General features: G+C 49.5%; 18 protein-coding genes. 5 read left to right on the top strand and 13 right to left on the bottom strand.

Annotated features, from left to right (window positions below):
- Nucleotides 1–100: 100 nt before the first annotated feature.
- From MET42_RS0106220 to hemN, 4 genes are all read right to left on the bottom strand, one after another.
- Nucleotides 101–520: a hypothetical protein gene (locus MET42_RS0106220; RefSeq protein ID WP_019881978.1), complete on the bottom strand. Its 420-nt coding sequence runs from the start codon at nucleotides 518–520 to the stop codon at nucleotides 101–103.
- A gap of 14 nt (nucleotides 521–534) precedes the next feature.
- Nucleotides 535–1,374 (bottom strand): DNA ligase, encoded by an 840-nt coding sequence (locus MET42_RS0106215; protein ID WP_019881977.1) that lies wholly within the window; start codon nucleotides 1,372–1,374, stop codon nucleotides 535–537.
- 67 nt (nucleotides 1,375–1,441) lie between these two features.
- Entirely contained in the window at nucleotides 1,442–2,158 is a 717-nt protein-coding gene (locus MET42_RS0106210) for a sulfite exporter TauE/SafE family protein (RefSeq protein WP_019881976.1), read from the bottom strand.
- 9 nt (nucleotides 2,159–2,167) lie between these two features.
- Nucleotides 2,168–3,553, bottom strand: a complete 1,386-nt coding sequence (gene hemN / locus MET42_RS0106205; protein WP_019881975.1) for an oxygen-independent coproporphyrinogen III oxidase — start codon at nucleotides 3,551–3,553, stop codon at nucleotides 2,168–2,170.
- Between the two features lie 170 nt (nucleotides 3,554–3,723).
- On the opposite strand from hemN, the gene fnr reads away from it, so the two are divergent.
- Both fnr and MET42_RS0106195 read left to right on the top strand, forming a co-directional pair.
- Complete coding sequence (gene fnr / locus MET42_RS0106200; RefSeq protein WP_019881973.1) at nucleotides 3,724–4,560, top strand: fumarate/nitrate reduction transcriptional regulator Fnr; 837 nt, start codon at nucleotides 3,724–3,726, stop codon at nucleotides 4,558–4,560.
- Nucleotides 4,561–4,599: 39 nt separating this feature from the next.
- Entirely contained in the window at nucleotides 4,600–5,451 is an 852-nt protein-coding gene (locus tag MET42_RS0106195) for a hypothetical protein (RefSeq protein ID WP_019881972.1), read from the top strand.
- A 17-nt stretch (nucleotides 5,452–5,468) separates the two neighbouring features.
- Here MET42_RS0106195 and MET42_RS0106190 read toward each other — a convergent pair whose 3' ends face one another.
- The 9 genes from MET42_RS0106190 to metG form a co-directional block, all read right to left on the bottom strand.
- Nucleotides 5,469–5,732 (bottom strand): FixH family protein, encoded by a 264-nt coding sequence (locus tag MET42_RS0106190; protein WP_019881971.1) that lies wholly within the window; start codon nucleotides 5,730–5,732, stop codon nucleotides 5,469–5,471.
- 58 nt (nucleotides 5,733–5,790) lie between these two features.
- Nucleotides 5,791–7,236, bottom strand: coding sequence for a cytochrome c oxidase accessory protein CcoG (gene ccoG / locus MET42_RS0106185; RefSeq protein WP_019881970.1), 1,446 nt, complete (start codon nucleotides 7,234–7,236; stop codon nucleotides 5,791–5,793).
- A gap of 18 nt (nucleotides 7,237–7,254) precedes the next feature.
- Entirely contained in the window at nucleotides 7,255–8,151 is an 897-nt protein-coding gene (gene ccoP, locus MET42_RS0106180) for a cytochrome-c oxidase, cbb3-type subunit III (RefSeq protein ID WP_019881969.1), read from the bottom strand.
- A 30-nt stretch (nucleotides 8,152–8,181) separates the two neighbouring features.
- Complete coding sequence (locus MET42_RS0106175) at nucleotides 8,182–8,322, bottom strand: cbb3-type cytochrome c oxidase subunit 3 (protein ID WP_019881968.1); 141 nt, start codon at nucleotides 8,320–8,322, stop codon at nucleotides 8,182–8,184.
- An 11-nt stretch (nucleotides 8,323–8,333) separates the two neighbouring features.
- A complete protein-coding gene (ccoO, locus tag MET42_RS0106170; protein WP_019881967.1) occupies nucleotides 8,334–8,960 on the bottom strand; it encodes a cytochrome-c oxidase, cbb3-type subunit II in 627 nt (208 codons plus the stop codon).
- Between the two features lie 10 nt (nucleotides 8,961–8,970).
- Complete coding sequence (gene ccoN, locus MET42_RS0106165) at nucleotides 8,971–10,407, bottom strand: cytochrome-c oxidase, cbb3-type subunit I (RefSeq protein ID WP_019881965.1); 1,437 nt, start codon at nucleotides 10,405–10,407, stop codon at nucleotides 8,971–8,973.
- 129 nt (nucleotides 10,408–10,536) lie between these two features.
- Nucleotides 10,537–10,674, bottom strand: coding sequence for a cbb3-type cytochrome oxidase assembly protein CcoS (gene ccoS, locus MET42_RS0106160; protein WP_019881964.1), 138 nt, complete (start codon nucleotides 10,672–10,674; stop codon nucleotides 10,537–10,539).
- 4 nt (nucleotides 10,675–10,678) lie between these two features.
- Nucleotides 10,679–12,973, bottom strand: coding sequence for a cation-translocating P-type ATPase (locus tag MET42_RS0106155; RefSeq protein ID WP_019915229.1), 2,295 nt, complete (start codon nucleotides 12,971–12,973; stop codon nucleotides 10,679–10,681).
- A 255-nt stretch (nucleotides 12,974–13,228) separates the two neighbouring features.
- Nucleotides 13,229–15,301, bottom strand: coding sequence for a methionine--tRNA ligase (gene metG / locus MET42_RS0106150; protein ID WP_019881962.1), 2,073 nt, complete (start codon nucleotides 15,299–15,301; stop codon nucleotides 13,229–13,231).
- Between the two features lie 296 nt (nucleotides 15,302–15,597).
- On the opposite strand from metG, the gene MET42_RS0106145 reads away from it, so the two are divergent.
- From MET42_RS0106145 to MET42_RS0106135, 3 genes are all read left to right on the top strand, one after another.
- Nucleotides 15,598–16,089, top strand: a complete 492-nt coding sequence (locus MET42_RS0106145; protein ID WP_019881961.1) for an RNA polymerase sigma factor — start codon at nucleotides 15,598–15,600, stop codon at nucleotides 16,087–16,089.
- A gap of 4 nt (nucleotides 16,090–16,093) precedes the next feature.
- Nucleotides 16,094–17,077, top strand: coding sequence for a FecR domain-containing protein (locus tag MET42_RS0106140; RefSeq protein ID WP_019881960.1), 984 nt, complete (start codon nucleotides 16,094–16,096; stop codon nucleotides 17,075–17,077).
- 103 nt (nucleotides 17,078–17,180) lie between these two features.
- Nucleotides 17,181–20,921, top strand: a complete 3,741-nt coding sequence (locus MET42_RS0106135; RefSeq protein ID WP_019881959.1) for a TonB-dependent receptor domain-containing protein — start codon at nucleotides 17,181–17,183, stop codon at nucleotides 20,919–20,921.
- Nucleotides 20,922–20,943 lie beyond the last annotated feature (22 nt).

Raw genomic sequence — 20,943 nt, 5'->3', positions numbered from 1 at the left:
ATAGAATAGTCTTCTCTTTGGGCAAGCAAAGAAAAGTAACTCGCTGAAAAAGCGAAAAGCAATCCCTCACATCCTAGTCAACGCTGAGAAAACAAAAGAATTACTTTCTTACACACTCCTCTACCCCTGTATTTCCTCCCTTGAACCCAGGCTCAAAATAAAACTTCCTGAAGCTCAGCTGTCCTTTGGCATTTCTCTTGAACTCGGCAATGCCAGTGCCATAATCATGCGTCTTGCCACCATATTCGCCATTCTCTGTTGGTAAGGCAAAATGCATTGCAGCGTGCATACCATGCGCCGCTGCGTGGCCTTTATAAACGCCATAATCCGGCACTTCAAGCTGGAAGTCATAACTGGCATCTGCGCCTTTGCTATGTTCCGGACGTAATTTCATGGTCACTGTGCCGGTATATTTTCCTTCATGCGCATCATCACCCGTGCAGGCATAAACGCCGCTTAAATCAAGCGCATAGGCACTTGCTGCTATCCAGCAGCTTAATAATCCTGCGAACCACTTCATATGATTTCCTTTCACTATTCAGGCGAACGTATGCGTAAAAAACTGGCAAACTTGGGTTTACCTGTTTTGGTCACATCACGGTAAGTATAAGTGACCTGGCAGCCTATCGGCGGTGGATGCGCACGCTCCGCGTCGCTGAATCCGGTGCCCAGTTTAAATTGGATACCTGCCGGGGTTTCCACTAACAGCGCGCCCATTTTACCTTGGTATTTGCCTTTGCCGGGCACATGGGCGATCACTTTGGCTTCTGCATCAAGTTGTGGCTTGAGCTTGAGCAATACATGGCTACGGCCTGTGAGATATGGCGCGTCAGCGCGGTGCAGCATCAGGCCTTCGCCACGCTGAGCCACAATGTGATTCAGCGTTCTTTTAAGCACTTGCCTGTTTTTAACACGGAATTGCGGCAGACTTTTGAGATAAGGGCTATGCGCTTGCCGGGCGATGTGCACGATTTGCTGCGCTCTCTGGGCGAAATCACCGTTGGCGTTTGGCAACTCAAACACATAATAGGCGACTTGCCGCCAGGCAGCATCACTCGGTTGCGTTTGTCTGACAGTGGATGAAAGCGTCTCGAATTGGCCGCGGCCTATCCATAACTCCCCATCCAGTGGCCGTGGCGGAAAGTCTTTAGTAAACCAGGCTGGCGCATGAATAGGATGACCCTGGCGGCTGGTGAATTGCTGGCCATCCCAGATGGCACGGATACCATCCAGTTTTTCGCTGACCAGATACTCTTGCACCAGGATATCGTCATGGTAAATCTGCGCCAGCAAAATGGCAGGTGCTTGGGCGTAGCTATGCGCAATCAGCAACGACAAGAAAACAAACAGTAGATACCGCGTTGGCCCAAGCATGACGCCTCCAATTGTTAAATTAAATTAACAATTGAAAGTTACAGAATGCAGGGGATAAAAGCAATGTTTAGAGGAGTTGGCACCACAGTTTGTCGTGATGCATGACGTCCATCCATAAAGCGACCACGCTGAGGGCGATGAGCAATACGCCACTCAGGCGCATCCCCGTCGATTCTTTAAACCAGCCGGGCATGGATTGCTGGCTGGCGCGCCATAGGACAGGTGCCAGTGCCAGCACGGTAGCTGAGCCACAGGCAAAGGCCATCATCACCAACGCCCCTTGTAACCATTGCGATTGCAATGAGGCCAGCATCACCGCGGAATAGAGCAAGCCACACGGCAACAGGGCCCAGACCATACCCGTGAGCAAATAGCCGAATTTGACATGTTCGGTGCGCTGCTTAATCCAGGCCCAGACTTGTTGTGCCCGCTGCACGGCCCATTGTGGTTGTTGGCCGGTGACCACTAATAGCACGCCCCAGGCAAAGATCAGCGTATGAGAGAACGTCCACAATGGCTGGAACACATGACTCTGGTTGGACAACCAGGCCAGGCCACGCAGGGTTTCTGCCGCAATTGCGCCCAATATGCCGTAACCCAGCATGCGCCCGAGGTAAAAACTCCAGGGAATGGTTTTGATGACACGTAGCGGAATCGAACGAAATTGGCTGGTGGTGTGAGGGGGAGACTGCATGGCGCCGCAAGCTGCACCACACATGGCAATGCAATGCGGGCCGCCTGCCAGCCCCATGACAAAAGCGGTCAGGAGTAAGCTGGCTAACATGCCGAGAGTTTAAAGGATTTTGGAAAACCTTGCACGATTGGCATCGTGCTGCAAATAACGGTCAAACACCATGGCAATAGCACGCACAAAGTACCAACCCATTTCAGTCACTTTCAAGCCATCGTCCTCCAGCACCACCAACCCCTGCTTTTCTTTATCTGCAAGTTGTTGAATCTCTGATTTAAAGTAATCCCTGAAATTCACCATGTAAGAGAGCTCTATTGACTCATAGCTGAGCTCACCGTGGCACATGATGGCCATAATCACTGCGCGCCGGATCAGGTCATCACGGCTAAGTGCCAAGCCGCGCACAATCGGCAACTGACCCTGGTCCAGAAAGTCGTAATACTCTTCCAGCGTTTTGGCATTCTGGCTATAAGTCGCGCCCATTTTGCCAATGGCAGAGACGCCCAGCGCGAGAATATCCTGGTCAGCCATGGTACTGTAACCCTGAAAGTTGCGATGCAACCTGCCCTGTTGCTTGGCAATCGCCAGTGCATCCTCAGGCAAAGCAAAATGGTCCATGCCGATATACACATACCCCGCCTGCATCAATTGCTGAATCGCCTCTGACAGCATCTGGATTTTGTCTACGGCGTTGGGCAACTCATCTTGCAGGATACGGCGCTGCGGCTTGAAGCGTGACGGCAAATGCGCATAGCCATACAGGGCAATACGGTCTGGGCGCAATGTGGTAATTTTAGCGATCGTTTCGCGGAAGGTTGCCGGGGTTTGCTTGGGCAAGCCATAAATCAGGTCGGCATTGATAGACTGGTAACCCATCTCCCGCGCTTGTTGCATCAGGATTTCCACTTGCGGATAAGACTGCACTCGATGCACCGCTTGCTGCACATCGGCATCAAAATCTTGTACACCAAAACTCAGGCGGTTAAAGCCCAGGTCGCGCAAATGCTGCAAGCGTTGCTGGTTCACCGTACGCGGATCAATCTCAATCGAGTATTCACCCTCCTGGTTAAACACAAAGGCTTTTTTCAGCATCTCCACCAGGCGGGTTAACTCTTCATCATTGAGAAAGGTTGGTGTGCCGCCGCCTAAATGCAGCTGGTTCACGGCCTGCGCTTGCGAAAACTTGTCCAGATGCAGATTGAGTTCGCGTTGCAGATAATTGAGGTAAATGGCGCTCTGCTCATAACGCTTGGTGACGATTTTGTTGCAGGCACAATAAAAACACAGCGACGCGCAAAACGGGATATGTACATACACCGACAACGGTTGTGTCCAGTTGCTGATATTGCGCTGCTCTGCGGCCTTGACATAGGCCGCCGCATCAAACGCCTCGACAAAGCGGTCAGCCGTGGGGTAAGAGGTATACCGCGGCCCCGAAACATCATAGCGCTCGATGTGCTCTTGAGTAATCGTCAACGGTTGTTTCATGGTATCTAGCAAATGCTTTCCTGTCTGCACAAGTGAGACATCTCGTCCCGGGAGTCATTGACGGCTACTTTGCCATAAAGCAAACCATGACTTCTTGATGCATATCAAATAGTCCGGTCAGCTACGCGTGCATAATGCAACTCACTATAATAGGGAAGAGTAAAAGCATCATGTTAAATGCCATTGCAGCACATGAAGTCGCCACGGATGAAATCGCCACCCATGAAATCAAGGCGCAGGAGGCGTATAATCAGTCGCAAGATCAACGACTGCCAAGGACATCTCCCATGCAAGCCGAATCCAGTTTCAAGGTGGCCTGCTCTAACTGCAACCTGCGTGAGCTGTGTCTGCCCATAGGTTTAAGCACGGACGAGATGAGCCAGCTGGATGGCATGGTCGCCACCAGAAAGAAAGTCAAACAAGGGGGGCACCTGTTTAGCAGCGGCGACCCGTTCACCACCTTGTATGCGATTCGTACCGGTTTTTTTAAAACCTGTGTGGTATCTGAAGACGGCCGCGAACAAGTCACCGGTTTTCAAATGGCGGGTGAAATCATGGGCCTGGATGGCATCGTCAGTGACAAGCACAATTGCAATGCCATCGCTCTGGAAGATGCCGAAGTCTGCGTGATGCCATTTAACCACGTCGAAGACCTGTCACGTCAAATCCCCATGCTGCAACGACATGTGCACAAAATCATGAGCCGGGAGATTGTGCGCGAAAATGGCGTCATGATGTTGCTGGCCAATATGCGCGCCGAAGAACGCCTGGCGGCTTTCCTGCTCAATTTGCTGCAACGTTTGCACGCACGTGGTTATTCAAAAAGTGAATTAATTTTACGCATGACCCGCGAAGAAATCGGCAGCTATCTGGGCATGAAACTGGAAACCGTGAGCCGTACCTTCTCTAAATTTAGCGACGAAGGCATTATTGAAGTGAAACAAAAGAATATCCGCATTCTTGATCACGACAAACTGAAGACCATCTTTAACGCCAGCACTTGCTAGTCCAAGCCCACCGTTAACGCTTATCACGGCGGCGTACAAATGCAGACCACTGCCCTCTTTGAGGCCTTAAGCGAATTTGCGGCCACTCGCGCATGGCGCTATATTTACCCGGTGTGGTCACGTCGCGCGCAAGGCATTTCCATCGGCATTAACCTGCAACCGAACCATTGCTGTAACTGGCACTGTGTGTACTGCCAGGTGCCCGGTTTACAACGCGGCCCTTCGCCCGTCATTGATAGCCAGCTTCTGCAACAAGAGCTGGCAGACTGCCTGGGCTGGCTCACGCACCATATCCACGACAGCATTTACAGCCTGCATGACTGCGTACAGGATATTGCCTTTGCGGGTGATGGCGAACCCACCACATCTCCGCAGTTTGCAGACATCCTCGATATGGTTGCCAACCTGATGCAGCAACGCAAACCACATGACCGCCCGGCTTGTCTGCGGCTCATCACCAATGGCAGCCAGTTGCAGCATGCGCATATACAGCATGCACTCAAACGCTTACACGAGATGGGCGGAGAGGTATGGTTCAAACTGGATGCAGGTAATGATGGCGAGATGCTGGCTGTCAACGATACGCATTTGCCGCTGGCGTTGCATTTGCAACGCCTGCAAACCTGCTGCACGCTTTGCCCAACCTGGGTGCAAACTGCCATTTTCAGTAGAACACTGTACGGGGAGACCGTGACCACGCCAACGCTGCCAGGCTATATGGAAGCTCTATTGCCATTGAAACAGCGCATCAACGGCATCTTGCTATACGGCATTGCCAGACCCAGCCAGCAAGACCTACGCGGCTGCATTCAGGCCACTTCAGAGAAAATATTAGAGAAATATGCCAGTACATTGCGCACGCATGGATTTCGCGTGCGCATGTTTGTTTAGACTGTAACGTTTAAGCGCTACTCTTCGGCCGGCTTGAGGCCGGTTTGTGCATGGTTACGCGCCTGAATGGCAGGCGCCATGGCTTCGTCCTGCACATCATGGCCTTGCGCATCCAGCGTTTTATTGATTTCTATGCCCTTGCGGTAATAGTCATCAATGGCCGGATCCGGATGCGTAATGGCCAGGTACAAGGTGATAAAAGACGCCACAACGACCAGAGACGGACCGCCAATAATCAGCCAGACATACGCATTCTGGTACCATTTTTGTGTTTCAACCATCGGTATTCCTTTATCTATGCTGCTTTACGCCACCCTGCGCTAGGCCATGCCTTAACCGCTAATTACTGGGGACAATAAAGACAGATTTTTCCTTAATTGTTTCTTTGGCCTCAATGTCAGTCAACTCAAAGAAAATCTTGTGCGATCCGGCACGCGTTTCAGCTTCAGGCACCTGTATCTCGACTATGACATTGCGCTTTTCAAAAGGTTTGAGTGCTTTGAGCTGCTGACTGTTATTGTCTGAAAAGTGGATGGCGAGCGCGGGTAAACCAGTGACTTGCAAATCATAATCGCGCACAGATTCGGTCTCATTTTCCAGCTTGAGATTGTACACATTCTCAATATTGCCATCGTTGGTGTAACGCGCCATCACCGAGCGATCACGCAACACATCCAGCCGGAAATCGGGTTTAAAGTAGATACCGACCCCCATACCGACCACCATGATCACCAAAATGGTCGAATAAATCAGCACGCGTGGCCGGAGCAAACGCGCAAGCATCTGCTGACGGGTCCAGCGATTTTCCATGCCATTTTGCGTCGTATATTTAATCAGGCCTTTGGCATAGCCCATCTTATCCATCACATCGTCACAGGCATCAATACAGGCACCACAGCCGATGCACTCGTATTGCAAGCCATCACGGATATCGATACCGGTCGGGCATACTTGTACGCAAATGCTGCAATCAATGCAACTGCCCAATCCATTGGCATTCTCACCCGCTTTTTTAGAGCGTGAACCACGTGGCTCACCACGTGCTTCATCGTAAGTCACCGTCATGGTGTCGCCGTCAAACATGGCGCTCTGGAAGCGTGCATACGGGCACATGTATTTACAGACCTGCTCACGCATGTAACCTGCGTTACCATAGGTCGCAAAGCCATAAAAACATACCCAGAATGTTTCCCAGCCACCGGCTTGAAATTGCAACAAGCTAGGGACCAGTTCACGCATGGGCGTAAAGTAGCCGACAAACGTCACACCGGTCCACAAACCAAATCCGATCCAGGCAAACTGTTTCAGGGATTTACGTGTAACTTTGTTCAGGTTCCACTTGCTGTCATCAAGACGCATGCGAGCGATACGGTCACCTTCTATTTTCTGCTCCATCCACATATAGATTTCGGTATAGACCGTCTGCGGACAGGTGTAACCACACCACAAGCGTCCGGCAATCGCCGTAAACAGGAACAGGGAAAGTGCAGAGACAATCAACAGGAATGCCAGGTAAATCAGGTCCTGCGGATGGAAGATCAGGCCAAACACATAAAACCGCATGCCTTCCAGGTCAAACAGCATGGCCTGTCGACCATCCCATTGCAACCACGGCACACCGTAGAAGAACAGCTGCGTTGCCCACACCATGACCCATCGCCAGTTATTAAATAAACCGGAGACATGGCGGGCATAAATCTTATCTTCGGACTTATAAAGTGACAAAACCACCTCCTGTTCACGGATGGTGGTTTTGTTCACAGCGCTTTGTTTAGTATCGCTCATGTATTTATCTGCATTCGCTTACTTGTTGGAGAGGCCCCAAACATAAGCGGTCAGCAAATGAATTTGCTCCGGGCTGAATTTCTCTTGCCAGGCTGGCATCTGGTTGGTTTTACCTTCGTGAATACGCTTGATAATCGCCGCTTCACCCTGGCCATGCAACCAGGTGTTGTCTGACAGGTTAGGTGCACCAATCATCTGGTTACCTTTGCCTTCAGGACCGTGGCAAGCTGCACACACGACAAATTTGTCTTTACCGGCATTGGCACGACCAGAGTCATGAATACTGCCAGACAGACTTAATACGTAGTTAGCCACGTTTTTCACGTCTTCTTCATTACCGACAGCGGCTGCCATCGGCGGCATCATGCCGATACGGCCACCCGTAATGGTTTCTTTAATACGCTCTGGGCTACCGCCATACAACCAGTCGGTATCCGTCAGGTTAGGGAAACCACGGCTACCCTTGGCATCTGAACCATGGCAAGCAGCACAGTTGTTGAGGAAAATACGCTTGCCAATATCACGGGCTTCCGGGATTTTGGCCACGTCTTCAACCGGCATTGCAGCATATTTGGCATACAGCGGTGCAATTTTTTCGTTGTTTTTGGCTACTTCAACTTCGTACTGCTTGACGCCCGTCCAGCCAAATTTACCATTGTAAGTACCCAAGCCTGGGAACAGGTACAAATAAGTCAGGCCAAAAATAACGGTAATGATAAACAAACCTACCCACCACATTGGCAGCGGATTGTTCATTTCTTTAATGCCGTCCCACTCGTGACCATTGGTGTTGTCACTATCCAGAGGCACTTTGACGCGGCTTGCGAAAATCAGCAAACCGACACAAAAAGCGATCCCACCCAAGGTAATGGTCGAAATCCAAATCGGCCAAAATCCATTTACAAAATCATTCATGATGTTTTCCTTAACATGTCCGCACAAATATTAGTCTTGATCGAACGGCAGGTTCTGCGCGTCCTTGAATTGTGCGGAGTGACGATTGCGCCATGCCCAAACCAGGATTGCGATAAACAGGACAAAACTCAGTACTGTAAACAATATGCGTAACAGGTTGATGATATCCATGGCGCGTCTCCTTATTTCAGGTGTGTACCCAGTACTTGCAGGTATGAAACCAGTGCATCCATCTCGGTTTTACCCTTGATATCTGCGCCAGCAGCCTTGATCTGCTCATCGGTGTAAGGCACGCCCACTTTACGCAGCGCAACCATATGGTCACCAATCGTTTCATCGTTCACCAGGTTTTCATTCAACCATGGGTAGGCTGGCATGATGGACTCCGGTACAACGTCACGCGGCTGATTCAAGTGCACACGATGCCAGTCGTCACTGTATTTGCCACCGACACGGTGCAAGTCAGGACCGGTACGCTTACTGCCCCACTGGAACGGGTGGTCATACACGTATTCACCCGCTACAGAGTAGTGGCCATAACGCAATGTTTCAGCATGGAACGGACGAATCATCTGTGAGTGGCAGTTGTAGCAACCTTCACGCAGATAAATGTCACGACCAGCCAATTGCAGTGCAGTGTATGGCTCCAACCCACGGATAGGTTCAGTCAGGGATTTTTGGAAAAACAAAGGCACGATTTCAACCAGGCCACCAAAGGAGATCGTAATAAAGGTCAGTACGATCAACAGGAAGTTATTGGTTTCAATCTTTTCGTGCAGATTGCCACTATTATTTTGATGCGTTGCCATAGTGAGCTCCTTAAGCGTGTGCAACAACAGCTGGTACTTCTACCGTTGCTGGTTTGCCATTAGTTGCTGTTTTATATGTGTTCCACAACATGATCACCAAACCGCTCATATACAGGAAACCACCCAATGCACGTGTGAAATAGTATGGGAACTTGGCTTTCACACTCTCAACGAAGGTATAAGCCAATGTACCGTCAGCGTTCATTGCACGCCACATCAAGCCTTCCATCACGCCAGAGATCCACAACGCAGCGATGTACAACACCACGCCAATGGTTGCCATCCAGAAGTGCACTTCAATCGCTTTCACGCTGTACATGGTCTTCTGACCGAACAAACGTGGAATCAGGAAGTACAGGGAACCGATAGAAATAAAACCAACCCAGCCCAGAGCACCAGAGTGCACGTGACCTACGGTCCAGTCAGTGTAGTGAGACAAAGCGTTCACAGTCTTGATCGCCATCATCGGGCCTTCAAAGGTACTCATACCGTAGAAAGACAGGGAAACGATCAGGAAGCGCAAGATAGGGTCAGTGCGCAGTTTGTGCCATGCGCCGGACAAGGTCATGATACCGTTGATCATACCGCCCCAGCTTGGTGCAAACAGGATTAAAGACAACACCATACCCAAGGACTGTGTCCAGTCAGGCAAAGCGGTGTAATGCAGATGGTGAGGACCCGCCCACATGTAAGTGAAAATCAGTGCCCAGAAGTGCACGATAGACAGACTGTAAGAGTACACAGGACGCTCAGCTTGTTTAGGCACAAAGTAGTACATCATGCCGAGGAAACCCGCTGTCAGGAAGAAACCTACCGCGTTGTGACCATACCACCACTGCACCATCGCATCTTGCACCCCTGCGTAAGCAGAGTAAGACTTGAACCAGCCAGCAGGGATCGCCGCACTCTCAACGATGTGCAACAAGGCCACTGCCAAGATAAAGGCACCGTAGAACCAGTTAGCCACGTAGATATGCTTGACCTTGCGGATACCGATAGTACCGAAGAACACAACCGCGTAAGAAATCCATACGATCGCAATCAGGATATCAATTGGCCACTCCAGTTCGCCGTACTCTTTACCCTGGGTATAACCCAATGGCAACGAGATCGCTGCGGCGACAATCACGGCTTGCCAGCCCCAGAAAGTAAAACTGGCCAGTTTGTCGCTAAACAAACGGGTCTGGCAGGTACGTTGCACGACATAGTATGAGGTAGCAAATAAAGCACAGCCACCAAATGCGAAAATCACTGCATTGGTATGCAGTGGTCGTAAACGGCCAAAAGAGGTATACGGCAAGCCCAGGTTAAGCTCTGGCCACACCAGCTGAGACGCGATAATCACGCCCATCAATGTACCAACAACACCCCAGACCACTGCCATGATGGCAAACTGGCGGACCACGGTATCGTTATAGGTCGCAGCCTTCACGGTTGCATTTTGCATGGATTTCTCCCAATGATTAAAACAAACACCCAACACTAAAAAAATTCTAAAAAATTTAGTTGTTCAACCTGATCATCTCAGACTCGTCACACATCTGATTTGACACATATCAATCCTGTTCAAAAATTCTTAATCCTGCTCAAGAATTCGGGAACCTTCTTCTTCCAGGTCTTCAAACTGCCCGGTCTGGATTGCCCACCAGAGGCCACCCAGAATCACAAACACCAGCAACACTGCCAGCGGGATCAACAAAAATGCAATTTCCATAACGCTATGCCTGACCTTTCTGCCAGTCCGACTTATTCCAGTCGGTCAAACGTAATGCATTCAGCAATACCAAAAGCGAACTGGCCGCCATGCCCAACCCGGCTAACCAGGCAGGCAACAAGCCCATAATCGCCAATGGCACACCAGCTGCGTTATACAACGCAGCCCACAACAAATTCTGTTTTACGATGAGAATGGTTTTTTGACAATGCGAAATGAGCGAAACCAGCACACCGATATCATTACCCAACACCACCATATCGGCCTGTGCCTGCGTCAAAGGGACGCCGGAACCCATTGCAATAGAAGTATGCGCTGCTGCAATGACAGGGCCGTCATTCAAACCATCACCAACCATTAATACTTTCCGCCCCTGTTGTTGCAACAACTTTACATGCTGCAGCTTATCTGCTGCTTTTTGTAACCCGAATGCGCGCTGGATTCCCAGTTGCGCTGCGAGGTTTTTAACGGGCGCTATTCTATCACCAGATAACAGTTGAATATCAAGCCCATTTGCAATTAATTGTGAAATCGCTGCCTTGGCATGTGGTTTTACCTGCTCAGACAAAGTCAGTCGCACCAGCGTGATTTCGCCTGTGGTGACATAAACCTGACGCAGCGCTTCGCCCTCCACCTCATCCCTTACACCACAAAATTCTGCATTGCCTAGTTTCACCGGCAGTAATGCGCCGTTTGGTGCATGAAATATAGCAGACATGCCGCCACCGACAATCTCTTGCCAATCCTGCATAGGCAGTTGATCTTGCGCATCATGCTGCAAGGCAAAGCCATGCAAGGCCTGCGCCACCGGATGCAAGGAATCCCGGCTCATGCTGGCAATCACATCGAGCAGCCATTGCGAATCCCAATCGGGGTGACTGTCTGCCAATGTCACTTGCTGCACATTCTCAGTCAGGGTGCCGGTTTTATCGAACACAACGGTGTCAACTTCACTGATTGCCTGTATCGCTTGCAAACGGCGGATCAGCACACCGCCTTTGGCAAAAGTACCAGCACTAGCCAGCATGGCCGCGGGCGTTGCCAGGGATAATGCACATGGACAAGTCACGACAAGTACGGCCACGGCCGACATAATGGCCTTGGCAGGATCGGTGTTCCACCAGTAAAAAACGGCATAAATGGCCGCTAACAATACGGCCCACAAGAATGGTTGCGCGACTTTATCTGCCAGCAAGGCGATGCCGGGTTTTTCAGTGGAGGCCGAAGCCATGAGGTTGACCAGCGCATGATATTGCGTGCCCTCACCTACCTGCTCCACCTGCATTTCAATGGCAGACGTTAAATTGCCGGAGCCAGCAATGACCTTTGCGCCTGCGGGTTTCATCACTGGCTCGGATTCACCAGTCAACATGGACTCATCAGCACTTGTGCTGCCACCCAAGATCAGGCCATCGGCCGCAAACACTTCGCCGGGACGCACATAAAGCACATCGCCGACATTGATATTAGTCGCGGCGATTTGCACCCACTCACCGGCGGCATTTTTCTTAAGCACCGCATGTGGCAAGCGGCGCATCATGTTTTCCAAGGCACCAGCCGTGCGGTTGCGCAATTTAACATCCAGCCAGCGACCAATCAGCAGAAAGCTGACAAACATGGTCAGCGAGTCATAATAAACCACGTCACCCCACCAGCCGCCTGGCGCAAACGTGGCCAGTGTGCTCATCACAAACGCGGCCAGAATACCCAGCGACACCGGCACATCCATGCCTAACTGGCGCTGCTTGATACTTGCCCAGGCCTGGGACAAAAACGGTGTGGCTGAAAATAGCATGACCGGCAGGGTCAGCACCCAGGAGGCCCATTTCATGAGCTGCACCATATCTGGCGCCATATCATTGCTATCAGACCAATAAGTAGGATAGGCATACATCATGACCTGCATCATGCAGAACACGGCCACGACCAGGCGCCATAACATCTTGCGTTGCTGTACAGTACGATCCGAAATCGCGCTGTATTCGTTAAGGGGTAATGCCGGGTAACCAATCTCGTTTAAATTGGCAAACCAGTGAGAAGGGGAAGTTTGTTTCGCATCCCAGACCACGCGGACGCGTTTTGAAGCAGCGCTGGCTTGTACGGCAAGCACGCCGCGCTGTTGTTTGATAGTTTGCTCAATACGCCCACTGCAAGCGGCGCAGTGCATATTATCGACCCATACATGAGAGGTCCATACCTCAGCAGAGGATGCATCGCGCTGACTAAATCGCTCCCACTCAGACTGGATATCCAGCCCTTGCCAGGGATTCGCACTGCTTGCTGCTAAAGGTTTTGCCATTGGGTGATGGACCGTCCGTCAACAATATATAACTTTATATTATATGATTGAATATAATATAAATCAATGTGTTAGCCGTTTTGTGAAAAGCGCCACGCTCTTTCAAGGTGCCACACTTTGCTCAAATATGATTAGAACAGCCAACTGCCGGTGAAGCTTTGATATAGCACAATAAACCACACGCAAACAGGACGCGCAAAAAGAAGAGAAGTGCCAGCACAAACTCGCGCCAGCACCACTCATTTTATATTCGCCTTACTTCACGCGCATGCCTGCTTGCGCCCCACTGTCTGGCGACAGAATATAAGGACCGCCACGCTCATCGCTGGCCGCCAGTACCATGCCTTCGCTCATGCCAAACTTCATCTTGCGCGGCGCCAGGTTAGCCACCATGACAGTTAAACGTCCTACCAGCGTGGCCGGGTCATAGGCAGACTTGATCCCGGCAAATACCTGACGCGGTTTTTCTTCGCCGATATCTAGCAGCAATTTAAGTAATTTTTCAGCCCCTTCCACATGTTCGGCGCTGACAATGTGCGCAATACGCAGATCGACCTTGGTAAAATCATCAATCGAAATATACGCGCCCTCTTCTACCGCTGGCGTATCCGCTTTCGCCTCACTCTTGGCCGATGTTTTCGCAGCCGATTCCGTTTTAGCCGGTGTAGACGCCGCTTGCAAGCTATCTTTATTGGCTTCCACCATGGCTTCGATCTGCTTGCCTTCCAGGCGCGTCACCATATGATTATAAGGTTGTATCGTTTGCGCGCCCAAGCCCTGGCCAACATCGGACCACTGCAATGGCTGCACATTCAGGAACGCTTCCACGGCCACGGCAATATTTGGCAACACTGGTTTCAGGTAAATCGTCAGCAAACGGAACATCTCCAATGCATTGCTGCAAATAGTATGCAACTCAGCCGCTTTACTGTCATCTTTGGCAACTACCCAGGGCGCAGCTTCGGCTACATAAGCATTGGCAGCATCCGTCAGCTTCATGATCTCACGCAACGCGCGCGCGAAGTCACGGGCAGCATATGCCTCGGCAATTGCAGGGACTGCAGCGCGCATCTCATCAATCACCGCATGCTGGGCATCAATCAGCTTGTTATCAAACTTTTTAGCCACGAAACCGGCCGTACGACTGGCAATATTGATGTACTTCCCGACCAGATCACTGTTGACGCGGGCGACAAAATCTTCGAGGTTGAGATCAATGTCTTCCATACTGCCATTCAATTTGGCCGCATAGTAATAACGCAGGTACTCCGGATTCTTCACATGTTCCAGATAGCTACGCGCGGTGATAAACGTGCCACGCGACTTGGACATTTTCTCGCCATTCACGGTCAAAAAGCCATGTGCAAACACTTGCGTGGGCGTACGGTGACCTGAATATTCCAACGTTGCGGGCCAGAACAAAGCGTGGAAATACAGGATATCCTTGCCGATGAAATGATACAACTCTGTCGTCGAATCCTTTTTCCAGTATTCATCAAAGTCTATGTCCGCTTTGGCACACAGGTTCTTAAAGCTGGCCATATAACCAATCGGCGCATCCAGCCAGACGTAGAAGTACTTACCTGGCGCATCCGGAATTTCGAAACCGAAATAAGGCGCATCGCGCGAAATATCCCAGTCTGAAAGTTTATTCTCGCCAGCCTCGCCCACCCACTCACTCATTTTATTGGCAGCTTCGGCCTGCAAGGTGCCTGAACGGGTCCAGTCACGCAAGAAGTCTGCACACTCACTGAGTTTAAAGAAGTAGTGCTCGGTTTCCTTACGCACCGGCGTCGCGCCAGACACGGCCGAGAACGGGTTAATCAACTCCGTCGGGCTATAAGTCGTGCCGCATACTTCGCAGTTATCGCCGTACTGGTCTTTGGCATGGCATTTCGGGCATTCGCCCTTGATAAAACGATCCGGCAAGAACATGTTTTTGACCGGGTCAAAATATTGCTCTATGGTTTTGGTCGCGATTTTGCCGTTGGCCTTGAGCGCACGGTAAATATTGCCGGACAACTGGCGATTCTCTTCCGAGTTGGTCGAGTAATAGTTATCGAACTGCACTAAAAATTCGGCAAAATCCTGACTGTGCTCGGCATGCACTTTCTCAATCAGCGCTTCCGGCGTGATACCTTCTTTTTCTGCACGCAGCATGATAGGTGTACCGTGGGTATCGTCCGCGCAGACATAATGCACAGTATGGCCCTGCATTTTCTGAAAACGCACCCAGATATCGGTTTGAATATACTCAACCAGATGCCCCAAATGAATGCTGCCGTTGGCATATGGCAAAGCGGACGTCACCAGAAGTTTGCGTGTCATGAAAACAAGACCAAGATAAAAACGATCATTTTAGCAAACCATCCACAGTTGAGCGATGGCAAAGGCAGATATTCTTGATCAAGCCAAATTTCTTCCACATGGTTTGGCTAATTCAGATTTGGCTAGTTTAAGCCAATCTGGCTGATTACAACCAACCGGATTATTTCCATTTACCCAAATCAGTTATTAAAAAAGCTGACTAAACAAACAGTTATCAATCACCATATAAAGCACAGGCGTGGGAACAATCCTTGCGTATGGTTTGCCATTTAACATTACCTCACAACGCACACGGCATGTTTTGGCATGGTATCAACCTACATTGGGCGTATACGACGCTGCTACCAGGCATACGTCGCAAAACCGTTTGTCCACATCAAGCAAAAGATATTTTGCACGATGGCTTTTTACGCTTTGCGCTGACCACCAGCCCGCATCGCAACGAAGAGCCACATGCCTACCTGCGAACCATTGTGCAAAACCTGCTACTGGAGCAATACCGCAAAGACAGCTACTTTGCCGACTACCAGCAACAGGCAGACCTTGAAGAACCTGCCTCAGTGTCAACTGAGCACCTGGCAGACATCAAACAAAGGCTGGCACTAATCACACAAATCATCCAGGACTTACCGCCGCGCTGCCGCCAGGTGTTTATCATGTACCGCATTGAGGGGCATGCACAAAAAGACATCGCTGAGCAGATGCAGATCAGCTTGAATATGGTTGAGCGTCACCTGATCCGCGCCTTGCTGGATCTCCGCGCCGCACGCGAAAAGTTTCTCAAATAAGCGCATGAGCACGCACAACAAAATTTCAGAAACGGCCGCACGCTGGTTTATCCGCATGCAAGAGGCCTCGCCTGACGCCCCCGAGCGCAGCCAGTTTGAAGCCTGGCTCATGCAAAGCCCATTACATCAGCAGGAATACCTGAGCATCAGCCATGCCTGGCAAGGCATAGACTCAGTGAGTGAATTGCAAAGTTTGGCACAAGCTAAACAAACAGATGTATTTCTCAAACAAAACGAGCGCAAGAAAACCAGGCAAAAACTGGCGGGGACCGTGGCTGGCGTGGTGGCTGCCATCTGCATTGGCTGGGCAGGCTTTCATCAATATCAGGTTTGGCAAAACACCCCCATGCTGCAATTAGCATCAACAACCGCGCGCGCGCAACTTATGACGCAAACATTAGATGACGGCAGCCGCGTGACGCTCAATGCTAATTCGCATATTGAAATCAAGTTTTACCGCCATCAGCGTCATATTGACCTGCTGCAGGGAGAAGCCGTATTTGAAGTGCAACAAGACCCTGACAGGCCTTTTGTGGTTGAAACCAATCGCCTCAAGGTCACCGTACTGGGCACTCGCTTTGCTATCAACAAACTCCAACAGCTTGAACGCATTAGCGTTGATCACGGCAAAGTAGAAGTCATCAGCAAAACCGGTGGTACAAAGATCATCCTGCACAACAACCAAGTCGCAGAACTAACCGCGGCAGGCTTACAACCACGCACCAACGTCACGGCACAAGACTACTTCAAGTTCATCAGCAGCACCTTGGTCTTCAACCAGGCTGAGCTCGCAGAAATCGCCGAAACCCTCTCGCGCTATCGGCCGACACCTGTCACAACGGACGGCTTATCCAAAGAAAAGATCAGCGCAGTCGTCGCCATTAAAGACAGTAACAACTTTATCTCTACCCTACCGCGTATCGCCAATATCCATATCAAGCAAACAACAACAGGCACCTTGCTTGAAACCGACCAACCCTCAAAATAACGCCTACCCTAATTCATTACATTTTTTTGCAAACAACACATCAGGGTTTCAACTCCCCATGCATTAAGGCAATAACAAGCCATAAAAATAACGGGGAAGTCAGATGCATGCACCAAAAAAGTTGATCCTAAGCGCAGCGATTGCAGCCTGCTTTGCCAACCAAGCAGGATTGATGCCTCTTGTACAGGCCGCTGAGTTAAACACAACACTACCTCAGCCAGAGGAAGAGATCCTCTTCACACGTACGATCTCCATTGAGCTACCCAGCCAACCACTCGCTACTTCTTTAAAATCAATTAGTTCAAAACTAGGGATTAACATCACCTTTAACGATGCTCTCGTCAGTGGTAAAAATGCCCCTGCAATTCGCGGCACCATGCTCACCAGAGAGCTTTTCAAAAAGCTACTCGCCAGCGCGGGTCTTGAGGCCAAGCTCAACCAGTCTACGCTTTATATTCAACCCGCAACCAAAACATCCAAAGAATTAAGAGATGAAAAAACCAGCCTTGAGCTGGATAAAGTTGAGGTGCGTGCCAAGAAGTTTTATGAAGTAGGGCCGATGCCTGGCTTGGCACTGACTAAAGAGGAAATTCCTGGCAACGTGCAATCACTCTCTGCCAAAGATATTAAAGAGGCACACACCCTGACGATTACTGACTTAATGAATCAGAAACTGCAGTCAGTCACTGTCAATGATTATCAAAGCAACCCATTTCAGATGGACTTGCAGTATCGTGGCTTTACAGCTTCGCCCCAACTGGGTACGGCACAAGGTATCTCAGTATTTCTTGATGGCATCCGTGTGAACGAGCCTTTTGGTGATGTAGTGAACTGGGACATGATTCCGATGAATGCGCTCTCCAGTCTCGAAATCATTCCGGGCTCCAACCCTATTTATGGATTGGGCACATTGGGTGGCTCATTAACGATGCGCACCAAAAGTGGTTTTGATGGCAAAACACTAGATGCTGAAGTGCTGACTGGTTCGTTTGGCCGCAAACAGTTGCAAATATCGGCAGGCGATAACAACGGTGTAGTGGCTGGCTTCTTATCGGGGAACTTCTTTCTGGAAGATGGCTGGCGGGATAACTCACCGAGTAAGGTCAATCAAATCTTTGGTAAAGCTGAATGGCAAAGTGAACGAGCCAGGGTGAGTTTTTCAGGTTTGTATGCAGGTAACAAGTTAACCGGTAACGGTTTGTTGCCACAGCAAATGGTCGATCAAAACCCCAAGCAGGTTTACACCTCACCTGATGAGAGCAAAAACAACCTATTTCAATTCCAGCTATCAGGTATCTGGGATGTGACAGATACCTTCAACATCACTGCGCAGGTATATAACCGTAACAGCAAGCGCAAGTCACACATGTCAGATGTGAATGAGAACTTTGGGGGGACGAGTGGGAGACCGAATAGTGCAACAGAAAATGATCCTAGTCGCCAGTTACTTTATGGCTTGCCAGATATCAACCGTGACGGACTGCCCGATTATAACAACTATGCCTATAACGTCGCGGCAGATGCATCAGGAAGAGCGTTGGATGTAAATGGGATTGCCGATGGCGACCCTGGTTTTGATGTAAATAACTTAGCTTATGGGGCGAATTTTAATACGCAAGCTAACGCCAATCAGGCACAAGTGACTGCTGCAGATGGTTCTGGTAATACAGTCTGGAACTGGACATTTGATCCAAGAAGAAATAATGACGATATAAATCAACCTTCAACGATCCCGAACGCATTCAATGCTCCAGTTACTTCAGATTATGAGGGTAGGGTTCGCTTTGGTTTTGAGAATTATGGAAAAATTCTGGCGGGTATTAATAACAATTACGGACTGTCGACAGATACTCTTCATCCTGGTACAGGAAACAAACTTTATTTTTATGACATTCCAACTGGGCAAGGCCTTACAGGCACATTAAGCGGTTATACAGACACTAGTGGTTTCTATCATGACTATTGGGAGTTGGTTACCCCAATTAATGAAGCGACTATTTCCAACTCTTCTGGCAGTGTTGGCGGGTTATCTCAACAGTCAACTCGAGGGCCGTTGGTACTAGACGCTAATGGCAATGCGATTTTTAGAGACGGTAGGTATGCAAGTGGTCCTTTTGCTACAACTGGTTATATAAATGGTACTCCAACTGCAATATTCACTGATACGGAGGTCGATCAATTAGGAAAAGGAGCGTCATTACAATTTAACTGGAACCTTGATAAACATAAGTTCATGATTGGTAGCTCTATTGATAAAGCTGATACCACCTATGAAAGTAAGCAATATCTGGGAATGCTTGATGCGAATCGACGAGCCTATGTTGCGCCTGAGCTTTTAGGTTGGGAGTATTACGCAAATAGTCCTGAGCGTGGATATGGTTTAAATGACTTTAAAGGAAATAGTCTAACAAAAAGCATTTACTTTAGTGAAACATGGTCGCCTACAAAGGCGCTAAATTTTACGTTTTCTGCTCGCTATAACCGTAGTTATGTCGATAATCAGCTCGCAGTAGCGAGATTGTCTTCATTCACTGATGTGAACTCAATACTGAATTATATAAACCTAATCACATTATGTACCGACAACAATAATGACGGCACGATAGAGGCGTCAGAATGCCCCAATGGCCTTGGTGCCATTATTCCCTTTGACCCTAGCACTTTTCCACTTGACGCTAATGGGCAAAATATTGCCACCTTGCGTCCTCCCGAAAAAGAAAAATTTAAATACCGTTCGTTCAATCCCTCGCTTGGTGTGACTTGGCAAGCTACAGAAGATTTGAACCTCTATGCCAATGTGGGACGTGGGGCCAGGACTCCGACAGTCATTGAATTAGGTTGTGCCTATGACCCAACACCGGTTTTCCAAGGTAATGATGCCAATGGAAATCCGTTGTATCGACCAAGATCTACAAGTGAGCAGCGTGTATGTAATTTGCCAGGTGCACTATCAGGAGACCCTTATTTAAAACAAGTACGCTCGACCAGCTATGAAATCGGTGGGCGTGGTCAACTGACGGACAGTATTCAATGGAACGCAGCGTTGTATCAAACCGATCTGACCGATGATATCTATTTTGTAGCAATTAATGCTACCAGTAGTTATTTTCAGAATGTGGGAGACACTCGCAGACGAGGTCTTGAAATGGGACTTAAAGGGACATGGGGCAAAGCAGGCTGGGGTGTTAACTATGCACTAACAGACGCTACCTTCCAGTCCAAGTTCAAGCTTGCTAGTCCTAGTAACAGTAGTGCAGGGAATGTCTACGATATTGTGACCCAGACAGGCGAGGGTAACTATCAGCAGATTACAGTAACCCCAGGAGATCGTATGCCTGGGGTTGCGTTGCATAACCTCAACGCAAATTTTACCTATGATATTACCAATGCCTGGCGTGTTGGCTTAAATGTAGTCGCACATTCCGATGCATTTATTCGCGGTAATGAAAACAATAAACATAGAGCGGGTCCCGCTTCTCCTATTACAGGTCCGTTTTGTAATGGTGGTACCACCACTTGTACCGTACAGCGTGCCGAATTTGGTGAAGGTAAAACTGATGGCTATGCCGTCGTTAATTTCAATACAACCTACAGGCTTAGTCCCGAATGGACATTGGGTTTACGTATTAACAATCTGTTAGACAAACAATATGCCAGTGCTGGGCGACTAGGTCTAAACGCATTTTCACCTTCTATTCGTGGTGTGATTGGAGAGAGCGGATTCAACTACAACAGTGCTGATTGGCAAGGAACGAGCTTTCTTGGAACGGGGGCGCCAAGGTCGGCTTTTGTGACTTTGAGTTATGAGTTTCAGCCTAAAAAGCTGGATGGGTTGATAGAGTAGCCCTTCTCTAAACAACTGAAGC

Source organism: Methylophilus sp. 42, from assembly GCF_000384155.1.
Taxonomy (GTDB): Bacteria; Pseudomonadota; Gammaproteobacteria; order Burkholderiales; family Methylophilaceae; genus Methylophilus.
The sequence above is the reverse complement of the archived record's forward strand: the minus strand, read 5'-3'. Positions and strand labels throughout refer to the sequence as shown.